This window comes from Rhodobacter ferrooxidans (genome assembly GCF_000176015.1).
In the GTDB taxonomy this organism is placed as follows: Bacteria; Pseudomonadota; Alphaproteobacteria; order Rhodobacterales; family Rhodobacteraceae; genus Pseudorhodobacter_B; species Pseudorhodobacter_B ferrooxidans.
Genome location: NZ_ACYY01000025.1, coordinates 1 through 16024, shown reverse-complemented (window position 1 = coordinate 16024; position 16024 = coordinate 1). Strand labels below are relative to the sequence as shown.

Annotated in this window: 14 protein-coding genes and 1 pseudogene; 5 read left to right on the top strand and 10 right to left on the bottom strand. The window is 66.4% G+C overall.

The window, feature by feature from the left end; all coding sequences use genetic code 11:
* Positions 1-15 precede the first annotated feature (15 nt).
* Both RSW2DRAFT_RS14620 and RSW2DRAFT_RS14615 read left to right on the top strand, forming a co-directional pair.
* Positions 16-354 carry a P-II family nitrogen regulator gene (locus RSW2DRAFT_RS14620; RefSeq protein ID WP_008032294.1) on the top strand — a complete coding sequence of 113 codons (339 nt, stop codon included), beginning with the start codon at positions 16-18 and terminating at the stop codon, positions 352-354.
* Positions 355-382: 28 nt separating this feature from the next.
* Complete coding sequence (locus tag RSW2DRAFT_RS14615) at positions 383-2053, top strand: ammonium transporter (protein ID WP_008032292.1); 1671 nt, start codon at positions 383-385, stop codon at positions 2051-2053.
* Between the two features lie 279 nt (positions 2054-2332).
* Here the strand turns inward: RSW2DRAFT_RS14615 and RSW2DRAFT_RS14610 are convergent, their stop codons facing one another.
* The 3 genes from RSW2DRAFT_RS14610 to smpB all read right to left on the bottom strand — a co-directional run bounded on the left by RSW2DRAFT_RS14610 (position 2333) and on the right by smpB (position 4937).
* A complete protein-coding gene (locus RSW2DRAFT_RS14610; RefSeq protein WP_040672349.1) occupies positions 2333-3517 on the bottom strand; it encodes an amino acid aminotransferase in 1185 nt (394 codons plus the stop codon).
* A gap of 3 nt (positions 3518-3520) precedes the next feature.
* On the bottom strand, positions 3521-4384 hold the full coding sequence (gene sseA / locus RSW2DRAFT_RS14605) for a 3-mercaptopyruvate sulfurtransferase (RefSeq protein WP_008032287.1): 864 nt from the start codon (positions 4382-4384) through the stop codon (positions 3521-3523).
* 79 nt (positions 4385-4463) lie between these two features.
* Complete coding sequence (gene smpB, locus RSW2DRAFT_RS14600; protein ID WP_040672348.1) at positions 4464-4937, bottom strand: SsrA-binding protein SmpB; 474 nt, start codon at positions 4935-4937, stop codon at positions 4464-4466.
* A 159-nt stretch (positions 4938-5096) separates the two neighbouring features.
* Here smpB and RSW2DRAFT_RS14595 point away from each other — a divergent pair, with 159 nt between their 5' ends.
* Positions 5097-5543 (top strand): ion channel, encoded by a 447-nt coding sequence (locus tag RSW2DRAFT_RS14595; protein WP_008032284.1) that lies wholly within the window; start codon positions 5097-5099, stop codon positions 5541-5543.
* Between the two features lie 122 nt (positions 5544-5665).
* Here the strand turns inward: RSW2DRAFT_RS14595 and RSW2DRAFT_RS17260 are convergent, their stop codons facing one another.
* The 3 genes from RSW2DRAFT_RS17260 to dapA all read right to left on the bottom strand — a co-directional run bounded on the left by RSW2DRAFT_RS17260 (position 5666) and on the right by dapA (position 8301).
* Positions 5666-6301 carry a Hint domain-containing protein gene (locus RSW2DRAFT_RS17260; protein ID WP_008032283.1) on the bottom strand — a complete coding sequence of 212 codons (636 nt, stop codon included), beginning with the start codon at positions 6299-6301 and terminating at the stop codon, positions 5666-5668.
* 252 nt (positions 6302-6553) lie between these two features.
* Positions 6554-7387, bottom strand: a complete 834-nt coding sequence (locus RSW2DRAFT_RS14585) for a DMT family transporter (RefSeq protein WP_269630624.1) — start codon at positions 7385-7387, stop codon at positions 6554-6556.
* Between the two features lie 38 nt (positions 7388-7425).
* Positions 7426-8301 carry a 4-hydroxy-tetrahydrodipicolinate synthase gene (dapA, locus tag RSW2DRAFT_RS14580; protein ID WP_008032281.1) on the bottom strand — a complete coding sequence of 292 codons (876 nt, stop codon included), beginning with the start codon at positions 8299-8301 and terminating at the stop codon, positions 7426-7428.
* Positions 8302-8493: 192 nt separating this feature from the next.
* On the opposite strand from dapA, the gene RSW2DRAFT_RS14575 reads away from it, so the two are divergent.
* Positions 8494-10449: a lytic transglycosylase domain-containing protein gene (locus tag RSW2DRAFT_RS14575; protein ID WP_050786833.1), complete on the top strand. Its 1956-nt coding sequence runs from the start codon at positions 8494-8496 to the stop codon at positions 10447-10449.
* A 56-nt stretch (positions 10450-10505) separates the two neighbouring features.
* Here RSW2DRAFT_RS14575 and polA read toward each other — a convergent pair whose 3' ends face one another.
* The 4 genes from polA to RSW2DRAFT_RS14555 form a co-directional block, all read right to left on the bottom strand.
* The gene (gene polA, locus RSW2DRAFT_RS14570; protein WP_008032279.1) at positions 10506-13313 is read right to left on the bottom strand and encodes a DNA polymerase I; all 2808 of its coding nucleotides are present in this window, start codon (positions 13311-13313) and stop codon (positions 10506-10508) included.
* 83 nt (positions 13314-13396) lie between these two features.
* Complete coding sequence (locus RSW2DRAFT_RS14565) at positions 13397-13579, bottom strand: zinc-finger domain-containing protein (RefSeq protein ID WP_008032278.1); 183 nt, start codon at positions 13577-13579, stop codon at positions 13397-13399.
* A gap of 64 nt (positions 13580-13643) precedes the next feature.
* Positions 13644-14417: a hydroxypyruvate isomerase family protein gene (locus RSW2DRAFT_RS14560; RefSeq protein WP_008032277.1), complete on the bottom strand. Its 774-nt coding sequence runs from the start codon at positions 14415-14417 to the stop codon at positions 13644-13646.
* A complete protein-coding gene (locus RSW2DRAFT_RS14555; protein ID WP_008032276.1) occupies positions 14417-14992 on the bottom strand; it encodes a DUF1285 domain-containing protein in 576 nt (191 codons plus the stop codon). The genes RSW2DRAFT_RS14560 and RSW2DRAFT_RS14555 overlap by 1 nt, the downstream gene beginning before the upstream one ends.
* Before the next feature lie 83 nt (positions 14993-15075).
* On the opposite strand from RSW2DRAFT_RS14555, the pseudogene RSW2DRAFT_RS14550 reads away from it, so the two are divergent.
* Positions 15076-16024: pseudogene (locus RSW2DRAFT_RS14550) on the top strand (AAA family ATPase); the annotation flags it as partial.

The window sequence follows — 16024 nt, the reverse complement described above, 5'->3', positions numbered from 1 at the left end:
AGAGGGGAGCCCCGGGTGAAACTCATCATTGCAGCAATCAAGCCGTTCAAGCTCGAGGAGGTCCGCGAGGCGCTGACCACCATCGGCGTGCGCGGCATGATGGTATCCGAGATCAAGGGCTTCGGCACGCAGTCCGGCCATACCGAGATTTACCGCGGCGCCGAATATGCCGTGAATTTCGTGCCGAAGATGCGGCTGGAGATCGTGGTCAGCGACAATCTGGCCGATCAGGTGGTGGAAACCATCCGTGCCACCGCCAAGACCGACAAGATCGGTGATGGCAAGATTTTCGTGCTGGACGTTGAACATGCCGTGCGGGTGCGCACCGGTGAAACCGATGATGACGCGCTGTGACCGCGTGCGGGAAGGGGAAAGACCGACCATGAGAAACCTTGCGAAACCTTCAGGCCTTGCCGCGCTGGTCGCGGCCATCGGCTTGCCAGCCTGGGCGCAGCAGGCTGCTGATACGGCCACCCAAGCCGTGACCGGCGCTGTGGAAGGTGCCGTCGAAGGCGCCACCACCGCCGCCGGGGCCGTCACCGATGCCGCAGCTGGTGCTGCCGCTGCCACTGACGCCGCAACCACTGCCGTGGCCGAAGCTGTCACCGAGGTGGTTCCCACCGCTGTGGCCGAGGTCGCCGCGGCGGCAGGCCCGGTGCTTTACGAATACGTCAAGGCCGTGGACAAGGGCGACGTGGCCTGGATGTCGATCTCGACCATCCTGGTGCTGCTGATGATCATTCCCGGTCTGGCGCTGTTCTACGGCGGCCTGGTGCGCACCAAGAACATGCTGTCGATGCTGACTCAGGTGTTTGCCATCGTCGCGGTGGTCTGCCTGATCTGGGTGACCTATGGCTACTCGATGGCGTTTTCTTACGGCGGCGGGCTTGACCAATGGGTTGGCGGCTTCTCGAAGCTGTTCCTGAAGGGCGTGGATGCAACGACGCTGGTGCCGACCTTCTCGAACGGGGTCTGGCTGCCGGAATACACCTTTGTCGCTTTCCAGATGACCTTCGCCTGCATCACTCCGGCGCTGATCGTCGGCGCCTTTGCCGAGCGGATCAAGTTCTCGTCGCTGATGGTGTTCGTGATCCTGTGGGTGACGCTGATCTACTTCCCGATGGCCCATATGGTCTGGTGGTGGGGCGGCCCGGACTTCCTGGCCGAACAGCAGACGCTGAAGCTGATTGCCGAAGCCGCGGGCGATACTGCCGGGGTTGAAGCGGCCAGTGCCAATCTGGCGGCCAACGGCATGCTGTGGAACTGGGGCGCGCTGGACTTCGCCGGTGGCACCGTGGTGCACATCAACGCCGGTGTGGCAGGCCTCGTGGGCTGCATCGTGGCCGGCAAGCGCGTCGGCTACGGCAAGGACAACATGGCACCGCACTCGCTGACCATGACGATGATTGGTGCGGCGCTGCTGTGGGTCGGCTGGTTCGGCTTCAACGCCGGGTCCAACCTCGAGTCCAACTCGATTGCGGCGCTGGCCATCATCAACACCTTCGTGGCCACTGCGGCTGCGGGCGTGGCCTGGATGTTCGCGGAATGGCTGCTGAAGGGCAAGCCGTCGCTGCTGGGGCTGGTGTCGGGCGTGGTGGCCGGTCTGGTGGCGGTGACGCCGGCGGCAGGCTTTGCCGGGCCGATGGGGTCGATCGTGCTGGGGCTGTTTGCCGGTGTGGCCTGCTTCCTGTTCGTGGCCTACATCAAGTCGGCGCTGAAGCTGGACGACAGCCTGGATGTGTTCGGCATCCATGGTCTTGGCGGCATCATCGGCGCGCTGGCGACCGGTATCCTGGTCAACCCGGCGCTGGGCGGGGCAGGGGTGGCCGATTACACCTCGGTTCCCGGCACGCTGCAGGTGGCCCCCTATGACATGGGCTTTGCCTTCATGGCGCAGCTGAAAGCGGTGGGCTTTACCGTGGCCTTCGTCGGGATCGGCTCGCTGGTGCTGTTCCTGGTGATCAAGCTGGTGATGGGCCTGCGGGTGAAACAGGAAGACGAGCGCGAGGGCCTCGATCTGGCCTCGCACGGCGAGCGCGCCTACAACATGTGATCGGTTCCGGCCGGGGGGCCCTCCCCTCCGGCCGGGATCACGTCGCCGGACGGGGCCCTCCCCCCCGCTACCGGCGAAGGAAAAGCCCGGGCCGCCATCGCGCGCCCGGGCTTTTGCTGTTCGGGGAAGCCTGCGCCGCGGGCATCGAGCCCGCGTTGCAGGCGCTGACGCGGATAAACCTTGAAAAGGCACTGGGTTTCATCTGTTCTCAAATATCCCGCCGGAGGCTCCTGACGGTGGGGTCAGAGCCTCCGGCGGGGATATTTGTGCAAAGGTGAGTTAGCCGATCACTTGGGCCACGGCGCGGGCCAGGATCGGCACCGTCTTGGCGTTCAGGCCCGCGATGTTGATGCGGCTGTCACCGACCATGTAGATGCCGTGATCGGCGCGCAGGGTTTCCACCTGCTCGGGCGTCAGGCCGAGGCGCGAGAACATGCCGCGATGGCTGGCCACGAAATCGAAGCGGTCGGAGTTGGTGGCGGCGCGCAGTGCGTCGGCCAGGTTTTGGCGCAGGGTCAGCATGTTCTGCCGCACCTCCTCCAGTTCCGCCTTCCATTCGGCGGTAAGCCGCGGATCGTTCAGGATCATCGTCACCAGCCGCGCGCCGTGGTCAGGCGGGAAGGAGAAGTTCTGCCGGTTCAGGAAGGCGAGGTTGCCTTGGGTCGTGGCGCGCATGCCGGCCTCGGGCGATATGGCGATCAGCACGCCGGTGCGCTCGCGGTAGATGCCGAAGTTCTTGGAACACGAGGCGGCGATCAGCACCTCGGGGCAGCGGCTGGCGATCAGCCGGGTCGGGGCGGCGTCGGCCTCCAGCCCGTCACCAAAGCCCTGATAGGCCAGGTCGATGAAGGGGATGGCGGCTTTGGCGTTCAGAAGGTCAGCCACTTGCGCCCACTGGTCCAGCGTCAGGTTGGCGCCGGTGGGGTTGTGGCAGCACCCGTGCAGCAGCACCACGTCGCCGGGTTTCACGCCTGCGAGGTCGGCCAGCATCCCGGCGAAATCCACCGTGCCCGTGCTGGCATCGAAATAGCGGTATTCGGTCATCGCCATGCCCAGATAGCGGATGATCGACGGGTGGTTCGGCCAGGTCGGGTTGGACAGCCAGATGGTGGCAGCGGGGGCCGCCAGCTTGATCAGCTCCAGCGCCTGCCGGATCGCACCAGTGCCGCCCGGCGTCGCGACCGAGGCGAGGCGGTCGGCGGCCACGCAACCGTCCAGGATCATCTGCGCCATGGCGGCGTTATAGGCAGGCTCGCCCGCAAGGCCGGTATAGGTCTTGGTGGTCTCGACCTCCCACAACTGCTTTTCGGCGGCTTTCACCGCCCGCATCACCGGCGTCAGGCCGGTCGCGTCCTTGTAAACCCCGACGCCGAGGTCGATCTTGGTGGCCCGCGGGTCGTCCTTGAACATCTGGATCAGTTGCAGGATCTTGTCGGCAGGTTGCGGTTTCAGCGCGTTCAGCATCATCTATCCCTTTTCGACCTTGAGGTCGTCATACATGCCCCATTCGGCCCAGGAGCCATCGTAAAGCGCGTGTTTGCGGTGGCCGATGCGTTCCAGCGCCAGATCCAGCACGGCGGCGGTCACGCCCGAGCCGCAACTGCTGATCGCGGGCTTGTGCAGATCGACCCCGGCGGCCTCGAACAGCGCGCGCAACTCGGGCGGCGATTTCAGCGTGCCGTCGGGGTTGACCAGACTGGCGGCGGGCAGGTTCTTCGAGCCGGGAATATGGCCCGCGCGCAGGCCGGGGCGCGGCTCTGGCGCGTCGCCGCGAAAGCGGTCGGCGGGGCGGGCGTCGATGATCTCGGCCTCGGCCAGCTTGGCGGCATGGGCGACTTGCGTCACGTCCTTGATCAGCGTCGCCTGCCGCTGCACGGTGATGTGGCGGTCGCGCACCATTGGTGGCATGTCCTCGATCTCGCGGCCCTCGGCGCGCCATTTCGGCAGACCGCCGTCCAGCACCGCCACGTCAAGCTTGCCCATCAGCCGGAAGGTCCACCACACGCGGGGCGCCGAAAAGATGCCGGAACCGTCATAGATCACCACCTGATGGCCGTCACCGATGCCCAGCGCCCGCATCCGGCTGACGAATTTCTCGGGCGTCGGCGCCATGTGCGGCAGGGCCGAGCGTTGATCGGAGATCTCGTCCAGATCGAAGAACCGGGCGCCGGGGATGTGGCCTGCATCATATTCGGCGCGGGGGTCGCGACCGGCGTCGGGCAGATACCACGAGGCATCCAGCACCCGCAGGTCGGGGTTGGCCAGATGGGCGGCCAGCCAGTCGGTAGAGACCAGCGTTCTGGGGTCGTCGGCGGGCGAAAACGGCTGCATATGGGCTTCCTTGCGACTGCCTGACCGACTTAAACGCCGCCCGGCGATCAGGCAAGCCCGATGCATTGCCGCAGGGCCTTCAGCCGTTCTGTTTCATCAGCCGGGCTTTCTGGCGGTCCCAGTCGCGCTTGGCCTCGGTGGCGCGCTTGTCCTGGTTCTTCTTGCCCTTGGCGATGCCCAGCTTGATCTTCACGATGCCGCGGTCGTTGAAATACATCTTCAGCGGCACGATGGTCATGCCTTCGCGGGCGGTGGCGTTCCACAGCCGCACCAGTTCCTTCTTGGAAACCAGCAGCTTGCGGCGGCGGCGTTCCTCGTGGCCGAAGGTCTTGGCCCGCACATAGGGGGCGATGTAGCCGTTGATCAGCCACAGCTCGCCGCCTTCCACCGAGGCATAGCTTTCAGCGATGTTCGACCCGCCAAGCCGCAGCGATTTGACCTCGGACCCAAGCAGCATGATGCCCGCCTCGATATCGCTTTCGATGGCGAAATCGTAACGCGCCCGGCGATTTTCGGCGATCAGCTTGGAATTGGGGTCGGATTTTTCGGCCATGATGCGATGCAGATAGGCGAGGGGGGGCGCAGAGTCCAGATGGCTGGCCCGCCGCCTCTGCCGGGTGCGGCGCATTTGCCGCCGCAGCGGGCGCGGATTTTCCTTGGCAAGCCGGGACTTGTGGGTAACGTCAGGCAAAACTTGCCGCAGGAGAAACCGTTGTTCATCCAGCTTGCCCTTGGCACCGGGTTGCTATTGGTGTCGATCCTGATCAGCGCGCTGTCGGCGTTGCTGATGGAGGAGGTGTTTTCCCGCAACCATTCCTGGCTGGTGCGAGAGCCGCATCGTCCGAAGCTGGTCCTGGTAATTACCGGCGTGTCGCTGTGGGTGCTGCTGGTGGTGACCACCGGGGTCTGGATCTGGGCCTTTGCGTTCTGGAGCCTGGGGGCATTTCCGACGCTGGAGGAATCGGTCTATTTCTCGCTGGTCACCTATACCACGCTGGGCTTCGGTGACCTTTTGTTGCCGAACGAGTGGCGGTTGCTGGCGGGTCTGGCCTCGACCAACGGTTTTCTGAACTTCGGCATGTTGACCGCCACGTTCGTCGAGGCGCTGCGGGTGGTGCGGCTGGGGCAGATGGCGGCGCGGCGGCCGCGGGGGGACTGACGCCTGGCAGGCAAAAGTGGGAACCGGTTTTGCCGCCCGACAGGCGGAAAATCAAACGACCAAAGCCTGCCTGTCGATTCAGAATCGACTGGCAGGCTTTGGCCCACGCGGCCCGCGTGGTGTCAGGCAAAGCGCAGGGCGGCCGGCAGCGGGCTGTTGCGGCTGTCCAGACGGCGCAGCAGGGCGCGGGCGGCAGTCAGGTCCAGCCGGGTGAAATCGTCGCCCTGCGGCAGGCGGCCTGCGCCATGCTTGATCGCCGGGCAGTGCAGCAGAGTGCCACTGTTGGTCCAGATCGCCTCGACATCGGCAAACAGCGGCGTGATCAGTTCAACCGGCTGGTGCTTCGTCAGGCGGCTGGTGCCACGAAAGCCGACCAGTGCGGCAGCGGGGATCAGCGCCATGGCGTCATCGGGCAGCTCGGCATCGCCTTCGGTGTCGATCAGCAGGTGCTGGTCAGGGGCCAGCGTCAGGTCGGTGCAATTGTCGAACGCGCCACCCGGCACCAGCAGCAGCGCCGCCTCGCCCGGCAGCAGCCAGCCGCGGTCCAGCCCGACCACCTGACGCAAACCGCCATCAAAGCTTTGCACCCGGTCGCCGCTGCGCAGGGTTTCGACCCCGCGCCAGCCGGTGGCGGTTTCCACCAGCGTGCCGGCGGTCAGGCCGCTGAACAGCCGGGTCTGCGGTGCGGTCTTGGCGTGGGCGGCAGGAGCGGCAACGGCGGTGTGCAGCGAGGTGCGGGAGATGTCTTGCATGAACATGGCGGGTTCCTCTCGGGGGTTTTAACGGGGTTTAACATCTGTGGCGGTCAACCTGACCTTGCGCCCAGAAAGCACCCGGATTTTGCCATTTTTTCGTCGCGCATGCGGCCCGGCTTGGGCATTGTTCGCAGGCGCGAAACGGTGCGGCGGCGGGCGGCGGATTTGGCAGGGACGGCGCTGCTATTAGGGATTTGTTAAGCAACAATTCCGGCCACAGGGGTGGATTGTCGCTGGAACGGCGTGGTGATTCGTCTAGCGGCTGCGCGAGGTCAGCAGGGTATAAAGCCCGGCGGCAACGATGACCGCCGACCCCAGCAGGGTCAGCGCGTCGGGACGCTCGGCAAACACCAGCATCGCCAGGATCAGCGCGAACAGCAGGCGGGTATAGCGGAACGGCGTGATCACCGAGACCTGCCCCATCCGCATCGCGGCGGTCAGCGCGTAATAGGCGGCGACGCCGAACACGGTGGCGGCCAGCATCTGGCCCACCGTCACGGCATCCGGCCAGACCGCCCCGCCCGACCAGGCCAGCAGCCCGGCCCCGGTGGGCACCATCATGGCGAAACCGTAAACCCCGAGTTGCAGGTTCGACAGGACCTGTGGTGCGGCGCGGGTGGCCAGATCGCGCCCGGCAAAGCCCAGCGTGCCCAGTACGGCCAGCAAGGATAGCGGCGTAAACCCCTCCAGCCCCGGGCGCAGGATGATCAGCACGCCCGCGAACCCCACGGCAATCGCCAGCCAGCGCCGCCAGCCGACGCTTTCGCCAAACACCAGTGCGGCACCTGCCACCACAACCAAGGGCGTGGCCTGCAGGATGGCCGAGGCGTTGGCCAAGGGCGTGAAGGCCAGCGCCAGGGTGTAAAACAGCCGCCCCATCACCTCGAACACCGACCGGGTCAGGATCGGGCGCGACAGGATCGCCGGGTGCAGGAGGCGCTGGCGCTTGCGGGCGGCGAGGGCGGCAAAGGCCAGCATGCCGCCGGTGCCGAAGATCATCAGGATCAGCCCGACCGGCAGGGTTTTGGCGGCGGATTTCAGGAACATGTCCTCGACCGCAAAGCCCGCCATCGCGGCCACCATCAGCACCGCGCCGCGCAGATTGCCGCCGTGCAGCGGGGTGTGGCTCAGGAGATCAGCCCGGCATGGCGCATCGCGGCGCGCAGCTTTTCCTTGGCACCCTCGGTCAGGCCGACCAGCGGCAGGCGCACGTCCTCGCTGCATTTGCCCAACAGGGACAGGCAGTATTTGGCACTGACGAGCCCCGGCTCGATGAAGATCGCCTCGTGCAGCGGCATCAGGCGGTCCTGCAATTGCAACGCCTTGGCGTAGTCGCCCGCCAAGGTGGCCGCCTGAAACTCGGCACAGAGCTTCGGCGCCACGTTGGCGGTGACCGAGATGCAGCCGACCCCACCATGGGCGTTGAAGCCCAGGGCGGTGGCATCCTCGCCCGACAACTGGATGAAATCGGCACCACAGGTGGCGCGCTGCTGCGACACCCGCTCGATCTTGCCGGTGGCATCCTTGACGCCGATGATGCGCGGCAGCTTTGCCAGAGCGCCCATGGTGTCGGGCGACATGTCCACCACCGAGCGGCCGGGGATATTATAGATGATGATCGGCAGGTTGCAGCAATCGTGCAGGGCGGTGTAATGCGCGATCAACCCGGCCTGCGTCGGCTTGTTGTAATAGGGGGTGACGACCAGTGCGGCCGTGGCGCCGACCTTTTCGGCATGGCGGATCAGGCCGATACCCTCGGCGGTGTTGTTCGAGCCTGCCCCGGCGATCACCGGCACCCGGCCTGCGGCGGTGGCCACCACCACCTCGATCACCGTGCGGTGTTCCTCGTGGCTGAGCGTCGGGCTTTCGCCAGTGGTGCCGACCGGAACCAGGCCGCTGGAACCCTCGGAGATCTGCCATTCGACCAGCTGTTTCAGCGTGTCGAGATCCAGCGCGACGTTCTTGAACGGCGTCACCAGGGCAGGAATGGACCCTTTGATCATGACACGCATCTCCATCAGGGGGCAACGAGTCGCCCCGGTTCAGTTCCGGCCTTCCTAGCGCCGGGCGCTGGCCTTGCCAAGTTGGCGCAGAGAAAATCCTTGAAGGAAGGATTTTCGCCCTGCCCCGGCGGCGGTTTGCCACTGGCGTCGATGTGAGTTGCGGTGGCGGCGCGCAGGTGGCAGATTCGCGCCATGACCCTGATTTCCCGCATCTTGCGCCCGTGTTGGCCTGCCGCAGCTTTGGCTGTGGCGCTGGTTCTTGCTGTAATGCCTGCGCGTGCCGATCAGGCCGACGCCTTGAAGCTGGCGCTGATCCGGGCCGAGGCGAAGGACTGGCCGGGGGCGCAGGCGGCGGCGGAACCGGCGGGGGCGGTGGGGCGCGACATCGTCGAATGGCAGCGGCTGCGGGCGGGCGAAGGCTTGCTGGGGGACTATGAGGCGTTTCTGGCCCGCAGGCCGGATTGGCCGGGCCTGACGCTGTTGCGGCAGAAGGGCGAGGTGGCGGTGGCGCGGTCTTCCACGCCGTCGCGGGTGATCGGCTATTTCGACGGCACCTCGCCTGTCACCGGCACCGGCGCCCTGGCGCTGGCGCAGGCCTTGCAGGCGGCGGGGCGCGGGGCCGAGGCCGAGGCGGAGGCCAAGCGGGCCTGGCGCGCGCTGAGCTTTACCGCCGAGGATCAGGCGGCGCTGCTGGCGCTGTATCCCCGCGCGCTGGCACCGTTGCACGAGGCGCGGCTGGACCGGCTGTTGTGGCAGGATAAGCCGGAGGAAGCGCGGCGGATGCTGCCGCTGGTCTCGCCGGGTTGGCGGGCCTTGGCCAAGGCGCGGTTGGCGCTGCGGGCGCAGGCCGATGGCGTGACGGCGCTGGTCAAGGCGGTGCCTGCGGATCTGGCGGGGCATCCCGGCCTCGCGCATGAGCGGTTTCTGTGGCGGATGAAGCAGGGGCTGGAGGAAGACGCGGCGGCGCTGATCCTGGAACGCAGTGGCGACAGCTTGGGTGATGCCTCGGCCTGGGCGGAACGGCGCGGCGTGCTGGCGCGGTTTCTGGCGCGGGCGGGGCAGGGCAAGAGCGCCTACCGCGTCGCCTCGCGCCATGGGCTGAGCGAGGGCACCGACTATGCCGATCTGGAGTTTCTGTCGGGCTTCATCGCCCTGCGCAAGTTGGACGACCCCGAAACCGCCCTGCGGCATTTCACAAGGATGCAGGCGGCGGTATCGACCCCGATCAGTCTGGCCAAGGCGGCTTATTGGCAGGGCCGGGCCGAAGAGGCGCGCGGCAATGCCGAGGCGGCGCGGGGGCATTTCAGCAACGCCGCCCGCTATCAGACCGCCTATTACGGCCAACTCGCCGCCGAAAAGCTGGGGCTGACGCTGGACGCAAGCCTGCTGGACAACACCCGCCCCGCCGATTGGCGCGAGGCGGCGTTTGCCCATTCCTCGGTGCTGGAGGCGGGGCTGTTGCTGACCAAGGCGGGCGACCGCACGCTGGCCAAGCGGTTCTTCCTGCATCTGGCCGAAAGCCTGACCGACCGGGAACTGGCGCAACTGGCCGATCTGGCGCTGACCATCCACGAGCCGCATATCGCGCTGCTGATCGCCAAGCAGGCGGCAGAGCGCGGGGTGATCATCCCGCGCGCCTATTTCCCGCTGACCGATCTGGTGCCGGACGGGCTGGCGGTGTCGCGGGCGCTGGCGCTGGCGATTGCGCGGCGGGAAAGCGAGTTCGACCCCGCGGCGCGCAGCAAGGCCGGGGCGCGGGGGTTGATGCAGGTGATGCCCGCCACCGCCAAGCTGATGGCGGAAAAGCTGGGCCTGCCTTACGCGGTGGGGCGGCTGACCTCGGACCCCGGTTACAACGCCGCGATGGGGGCGGGGTATCTGAAGCAGTTGCTGGACGAGTTCGGGCCTTCGGTGGCGATGATTGCGGCGGGGTATAACGCCGGGCCGGGGCGGCCACGGCGCTGGATCGGTGAGTTTGGCGACCCGCGCCGGGCGGAAGTCGATGTGGTCGATTGGGTGGAAACCATCCCCTTTGCCGAGACCCGCACCTATGTGATGCGGGTGACCGAGGGGCTGGTGATCTACCGCGCCAAGCTGAAGGGGGTGGCGGGGCCGGTGCGAATCTCGGCCGAATTGCGCGGTGGCTGAGGCCGGATGGATATTTGGGCGAAGATGAACGGCGACGGCCTGACGTGGCGATGTCGTCAATGCGCCTCGGCCCAGTTGGCACCGTGGCCTGCCTCGACCGTCAGCCGCACTGACAGATGCACCGCCGGGTCGCAGGCGGTTTCCATCACCTCGCGGGCGATGGGGATCAGCGTATCCACCGCGTCCTCGGCCACTTCGAACAGCAGCTCGTCATGCACCTGCAACAGCATTTTCGCGTCGATCCCGGCAATTGCCGCAGGCATCCGCACCATGGCGCGGCGGATCACGTCGGCGGCGGTGCCCTGAATGGGGGCGTTGATCGCCGCCCGTTTGGCAAAGCCCGCCCCCGGGCCGCGGGCGTTGATCTCGGGCGTGTGGATCTTGCGGCCGAACAGGGTTTGCACAAAACCGTTGGCCTTGGCGAAGGCCACGGTGTCGTCCATGTAGCCCTTGATGCCGGGGAACCGCTCGAAATAGCGGTCGATGAAGCCCTGTGCCGCGCTGCGCGGGATGCGCAGGTTGCGCGCGAGGCCAAAGCCGGAAATGCCGTAGATCACCCCGAAGTTGATCGCCTTGGCCTGACGGCGGATATCGGGGGTCATCTGGTCCAGCGGCACGTTGAACATTTCCGAGGCTGTCATGGCATGGATGTCCTGCCCCTCGCGGAACGCCTGTTTCAGCGCCGGAATGTCGGCCACATGCGCCAGAATCCGCAACTCGATCTGCGAATAATCCAGACTGACCAGCCGCCGCCCCTTCGGCGCCACAAAAGCCTCGCGGATGCGGCGGCCTTCCTCGGATCGCACCGGGATGTTCTGCAGGTTCGGGTCGGTCGAAGCCAGCCGCCCGGTCACCGCCCCGGTCAGCGAATACGAGGTGTGCACCCGCCCGGTTTCCGGGTTGATATGGTCTTGCAACGCGTCGGTATAGGTGGATTTCAGTTTTGAAAGCTGCCGCCAGTCCAGCACCCGGCCCGGCAATTCGTGTTCGGTGGCAAGGTCTTCCAGCACGTCGGCGCCGGTGGCATAGGCGCCGGTCTTGCCCTTTTCGCCGCCGGGCAGGCTCATCTTGTCGAACAGAATCTCGCCAAGCTGCTTGGGGGACCCCACATTGAATTTCTCGCCGGCCATGTCATGGATTTCCGCCTCCAGCCCCGCCATTTTCTGCGCGAAGGCGTTGGACATGCGGGAAAGCGTGTCGCGGTCCACCTGAATCCCGGCCATTTCCATCTGCGCCAGCACCGGCACCAAGGGGCGTTCGAGGGTTTCGTAAACCGTGGTCACATGAGCGCGGTGCAGTTGCGGCTTGAACAATTCCCACAGCCGCAGGGTGATATCGGCATCCTCGGCGGCATAGGCCACCGCCTGATCAATCGGCACCCGGTCGAAGGTGACGGCGGATTTGCCCGAGCCCAGCAGCGGCTTGATCGCGATCGGCTGGTGGCCAAGGTATTGATCGGAAAGCGCATCCATGCCGTGGCTGTTCAGGCCTGCGTGCATGGCATAGGACATCAGCATGGTGTCGTCGATCGGGGCGACGCTGATGCCAAGCCGGGCAAGGATCTTGGCGTCGTATTTCATGTTCTGGCCGATCTTGAGGATGGCATCATCCTCCAGCACCGGTTTCAGCAGCGCCAAAGCCTGCGCCACGGGCATCTGCCCCTCGGTCAGCGCCGAGGAGCCGAACAGATCGCCGCCGCCCTGCCGATGCCCCAGCGGGATATAGCAGGCAGTCCCGGCCTGAACGCAGAGCGAGATGCCGACCAGTTCGGCGCGCATCTCGTCCAGGCTGGTGGTTTCGGTATCCACCGCCACCACGCCCCGCTCGCGGATCGCCGCAATCCAGCGTTCCAGCGCCGCAGCATCACGCACACATTCATAGGCGGCGGTGTCGAAGGGCAGGGAAGGGGCGGCCTCGGGGGCATCATGCGCGCCCGTCACCTCGGCGCCGCGAGCTGCTTCCATCGGTGGTGCTGCCACCTTCAGGCTGGCGGCGACGCGGGTGGTCAGGCTGCGGAACTCCATGGCGTTCAGGAAAGACAGCACCGCCTCGGGCTGCGGCGGGTGAACTTCCAGACTGTCCAGCGTCACCTCCAGCGGCATGGCGCAATCCAGCGCCACCAGACGGCGCGAGATGCGGATCAGCTCGGCATTGTCCTGCAAGGCCGCGCGGCGCTTGGGCTGGCTGATCTCGCCCGCCCGCGCCAGCAGGGTTTCCAGATCGCCATATTCCTGGATCAGCAGGGCGGCGGTTTTCATCCCGATCCCCGGCGCGCCCGGCACGTTGTCCACCGAATCGCCGGAAAGCGCCTGCACGTCAATCACCCGGTCGGGGGCGACGCCGAACTTCTCGAACACTTCCTCCGGGCCGATGCGGCGGTTCTTCATCGGGTCGAGCATCTCGACCCCGTCGCCCACCAGTTGCATCAAGTCCTTGTCGGAGCTGAGAATTGTCACCGTGCCGCCCGCCGCCCGCGCCCGGCAGGCGAGCGTTGCGATGATGTCGTCGGCCTCGTAGCCCTCGGCCTCGATGCAGGCGATGTTGAAGGCGCGGGTGGCTTGCCGCGTCAGCGGGAACTGCGGCCGCAGGTCTTCGGGAAGCTCGGGGCGGTTGGCCTTGTAGGCGGGGTAAATCGCGTTGCGGAAGGTCTTGGCGGAATGGTCAAAGATCACCGCGGCATGGGTGGGGGCGTCGCCCTGCTTGTTGTCCTCGACATAGCGGAACAGCATGTTGCAGAACCCGGCCACAGCACCGATCGGCAGGCCGTCGGATTTGCGGGTCAGCGGCGGCAGCGCGTGATAGGCGCGGAAGATGAAGGCCGAGCCGTCGATCAGGTGCAGATGGTGGCCCTTGCCGAAACTCATCGCGCGGTTTCCCTTCGCTGCTCATTGCTTCCTTGCGGTCGCTCTTCGCGCACCGAAGAGGGACGGCACGGACCGATGAGGGCCTATTTCACCCGGTCTTTGGCGCTTTCATGCACGAAACGCTTGTCGCAATAGCCACATTCGACAAAGCCCGTGTCCTCGGGGATCGACAGCCAGACCCGCGGATGGCCCAAGGCGCCTTCGCCGCCGTCACAGGCGACTTTCCACGTCGAGACGAGGGCGGTCTCGGGGGCGTTGAGGGTCATGTCTGGCTCCTGGGTTCAAGGTCTGGCGGCACATGATAGCGATCCCACCCGGCTCGGCAAGGGTTCACGACCCGATCAGGTCGGTCTGGCGCAGCGCCGCCAGCCAGCCAAGCCCCGCGGCGGTGCGGGCGCGCGGGCGGTATTCGGCGGCGACCCAGCCGGTGTAGCCCGCGGTATCCAAGGCACCCAGAAAGCCGCGCAGATCAAAACCGCCGCCACCGGGTTCGGTGCGGTCGGGGAAACCGGCGATCTGGATGTGGTTGACGCGGGCGGCATGGCGTTCCCAAACCCGGTCGGCATCGCCGTGCAGCCGGGCGGCGTGCCAGAGGTCGAACTGCAGCCCCAGATTGGGCGCTGCCAGATCGTCGATCAGCCGCGCCGCCTGATCATAGTCGTTCAGAAAATACCCCGGCATGTCGGTGGGGTTCAGCGGCTCCAGCGTCAGCGCCTGTTCGGGGGCCTGCGCCGTGGCCCAGGCCATGTTGGCCAGAAACACTTCCTCGGCCACCGGCCCCTTGGCTACGCCCGACATCACATGCACCCGGTCCACCGAAAGCTTGCTGGCATAGTCCATGGCCCGCAGAAAGCTGTCGCGGAACCGCGCCTCTGCCCCCGGCACGGCGGCAAAGCCACGCTCGCCGTAGGCCCAGTCGCCGGGCGGCGCATTGATCAGCGCCAAGGGCAACCCCTGCAGCGCCGCCTGCCAGTCGGCGGGGGAATGGTCATAGGGAAACAGCACCTCGGCCCCGTCAAAGCCCGCCTTCAGCGCCTGCGCAGGCCGCTCCAGCACCGGATATTCGGCAAACAGCATCGTCAGGTTGGCAGCAAACCGCGGCATCAGGGCAGGTCTGCCGAAGGGATCACCGGGAAGAACTGCCCGCCCGAGATCACGCCGAACCAGTCGGCCCCCTGATGCTTGGCATGCTCGCAAATCTCGACCAGTCGGTAGAACGACTTGCGGTCGATCAGTGCCTCCAGCCCGGCCCGCACCATCACATAGGGCGACGGCTCGCCGGTTACAGGGTCGCGCACCACCCGGATCGGATGCTCTGGCCCCGCGGTCACGCGGTCCTCCACCTGGGTCGTGAAGGTCACCATCTGATCCTGCCCCGCCCCCGTCACGTCGAAATCCACCGCCACAAAGGGCGCGTCATCGACGACTATTCCCACTTTCTCGACCGGGGTGACAAGGAAATACTTGCCGCACTCCAGCTTCAGGATCGACGAGAACAGCTTGACCATGGCGGGTCGGCCAATCGGCGTGCCCAGATAGAACCAGGTGCCGTCGCGGGCGATGCGCATGTCCAGATCGCCGCAGAACGGCGGATTCCACAGGTGCAGCGGTGGCGGACCCTTCTTGACCGCCTGGCTGGCCGCTGCCAGCACGCCTTCCGCCGATGGTTTCACGATCATTTCAAGGCTCATGCTTTTGTCATTTGTGCCCGGTGCCGGTTTTCGGTCTAATGCGATCCTAACCACAGATGGAGTGCCTTGTCATGGCCGATGCCCTGATTGCCCGGATCGAAACCCTTGCCGACCGGTTGGGCGCGGCCAAGTCCAGCATCAACCGCCGGTTCATCGGCCAGGACAAGGTGGTCGACCTGGTGCTGGGCTCGATCCTGTGCGGCGGCCATGCGCTGCTGGTGGGGCTGCCGGGGCTGGGGAAAACCCGGCTGGTCGATACGCTGTCCACGGTGCTGGGGCTGAAGGGCAACCGCATCCAGTTCACCCCCGACCTGATGCCCGCCGACATCCTGGGGTCGGAAGTGCTGGATACCGGGGCCGGGGGGGCGCGGGCCTTCCGCTTCATCGAAGGCCCGGTGTTCTGCCAGCTTCTGATGGCCGACGAGATCAACCGCGCCTCGCCCCGCACCCAGTCGGCGCTGTTGCAGGCGATGCAGGAGCGGGAGGTGACGATTGCCGGTCAACACCGCCCGCTGGGCCGCCCGTTCCATGTGCTGGCGACGCAGAACCCCATCGAACAGGAAGGCACCTATCCGCTGCCCGAGGCGCAGTTGGACCGCTTTCTGGTGCAGGTCGATGTCGATTACCCCGACCGCGCCACCGAGCGGGATATCCTGATCGCCACCACCGGCGCCGAAGATGCGCAGGTGCATCAGGTGTTTACCGCAGCCGAAGTGCTGGATGCGCAATCGGTGATCCGCCGGATGCCGGTGGGGGATACCGTGGTCGAGGCGATCCTCGATCTGGTGCGCGCCTGCCGCCCCGGCGAGGCCGAAGGCGCAGGGCTTGGCGATGTGCTCAGCTGGGGCCCCGGGCCGCGGGCGGCGCAGGCACTGATGCTGACGGTGCGGGCGCGGGCGCTGCTGGACGGGCGGCTGGCGCCTTCGGTGGCCGATGTGGCGGCACTGGCGCGGCCGGTGCTCAGTCACCGCATGGCGCTGAACTTTTGCCGCACGGGCGCGCGGCGACAGTCTGGCGGGG

Excerpts from the sequence above, each read along its gene's own strand:
- dapA (WP_008032281.1), bottom strand. The coding sequence starts at position 8,301 with ATGATCAAAGGGTCCATTCCTGCCCTGGTGACGCCGTTCAAGAACGTC.
- RSW2DRAFT_RS14560 (WP_008032277.1), bottom strand. The coding sequence starts at position 14,417 with ATGCCGCGGTTTGCTGCCAACCTGACGATGCTGTTTGCCGAATATCCG.
- sseA (WP_008032287.1), bottom strand. The coding sequence starts at position 4,384 with ATGCAGCCGTTTTCGCCCGCCGACGACCCCAGAACGCTGGTCTCTACC.
- RSW2DRAFT_RS14615 (WP_008032292.1), top strand. The coding sequence starts at position 383 with ATGAGAAACCTTGCGAAACCTTCAGGCCTTGCCGCGCTGGTCGCGGCC.
- RSW2DRAFT_RS14575 (WP_050786833.1), top strand. The coding sequence starts at position 8,494 with ATGACCCTGATTTCCCGCATCTTGCGCCCGTGTTGGCCTGCCGCAGCT.
- smpB (WP_040672348.1), bottom strand. The coding sequence starts at position 4,937 with ATGGCCGAAAAATCCGACCCCAATTCCAAGCTGATCGCCGAAAATCGC.
- RSW2DRAFT_RS14565 (WP_008032278.1), bottom strand. The coding sequence starts at position 13,579 with ATGACCCTCAACGCCCCCGAGACCGCCCTCGTCTCGACGTGGAAAGTC.
- RSW2DRAFT_RS17260 (WP_008032283.1), bottom strand. The coding sequence starts at position 6,301 with ATGTTCATGCAAGACATCTCCCGCACCTCGCTGCACACCGCCGTTGCC.
- polA (WP_008032279.1), bottom strand. The coding sequence starts at position 13,313 with ATGAGTTTCGGCAAGGGCCACCATCTGCACCTGATCGACGGCTCGGCC.
- RSW2DRAFT_RS14555 (WP_008032276.1), bottom strand. The coding sequence starts at position 14,992 with ATGATCGTGAAACCATCGGCGGAAGGCGTGCTGGCAGCGGCCAGCCAG.
- RSW2DRAFT_RS14610 (WP_040672349.1), bottom strand. The coding sequence starts at position 3,517 with ATGCTGAACGCGCTGAAACCGCAACCTGCCGACAAGATCCTGCAACTG.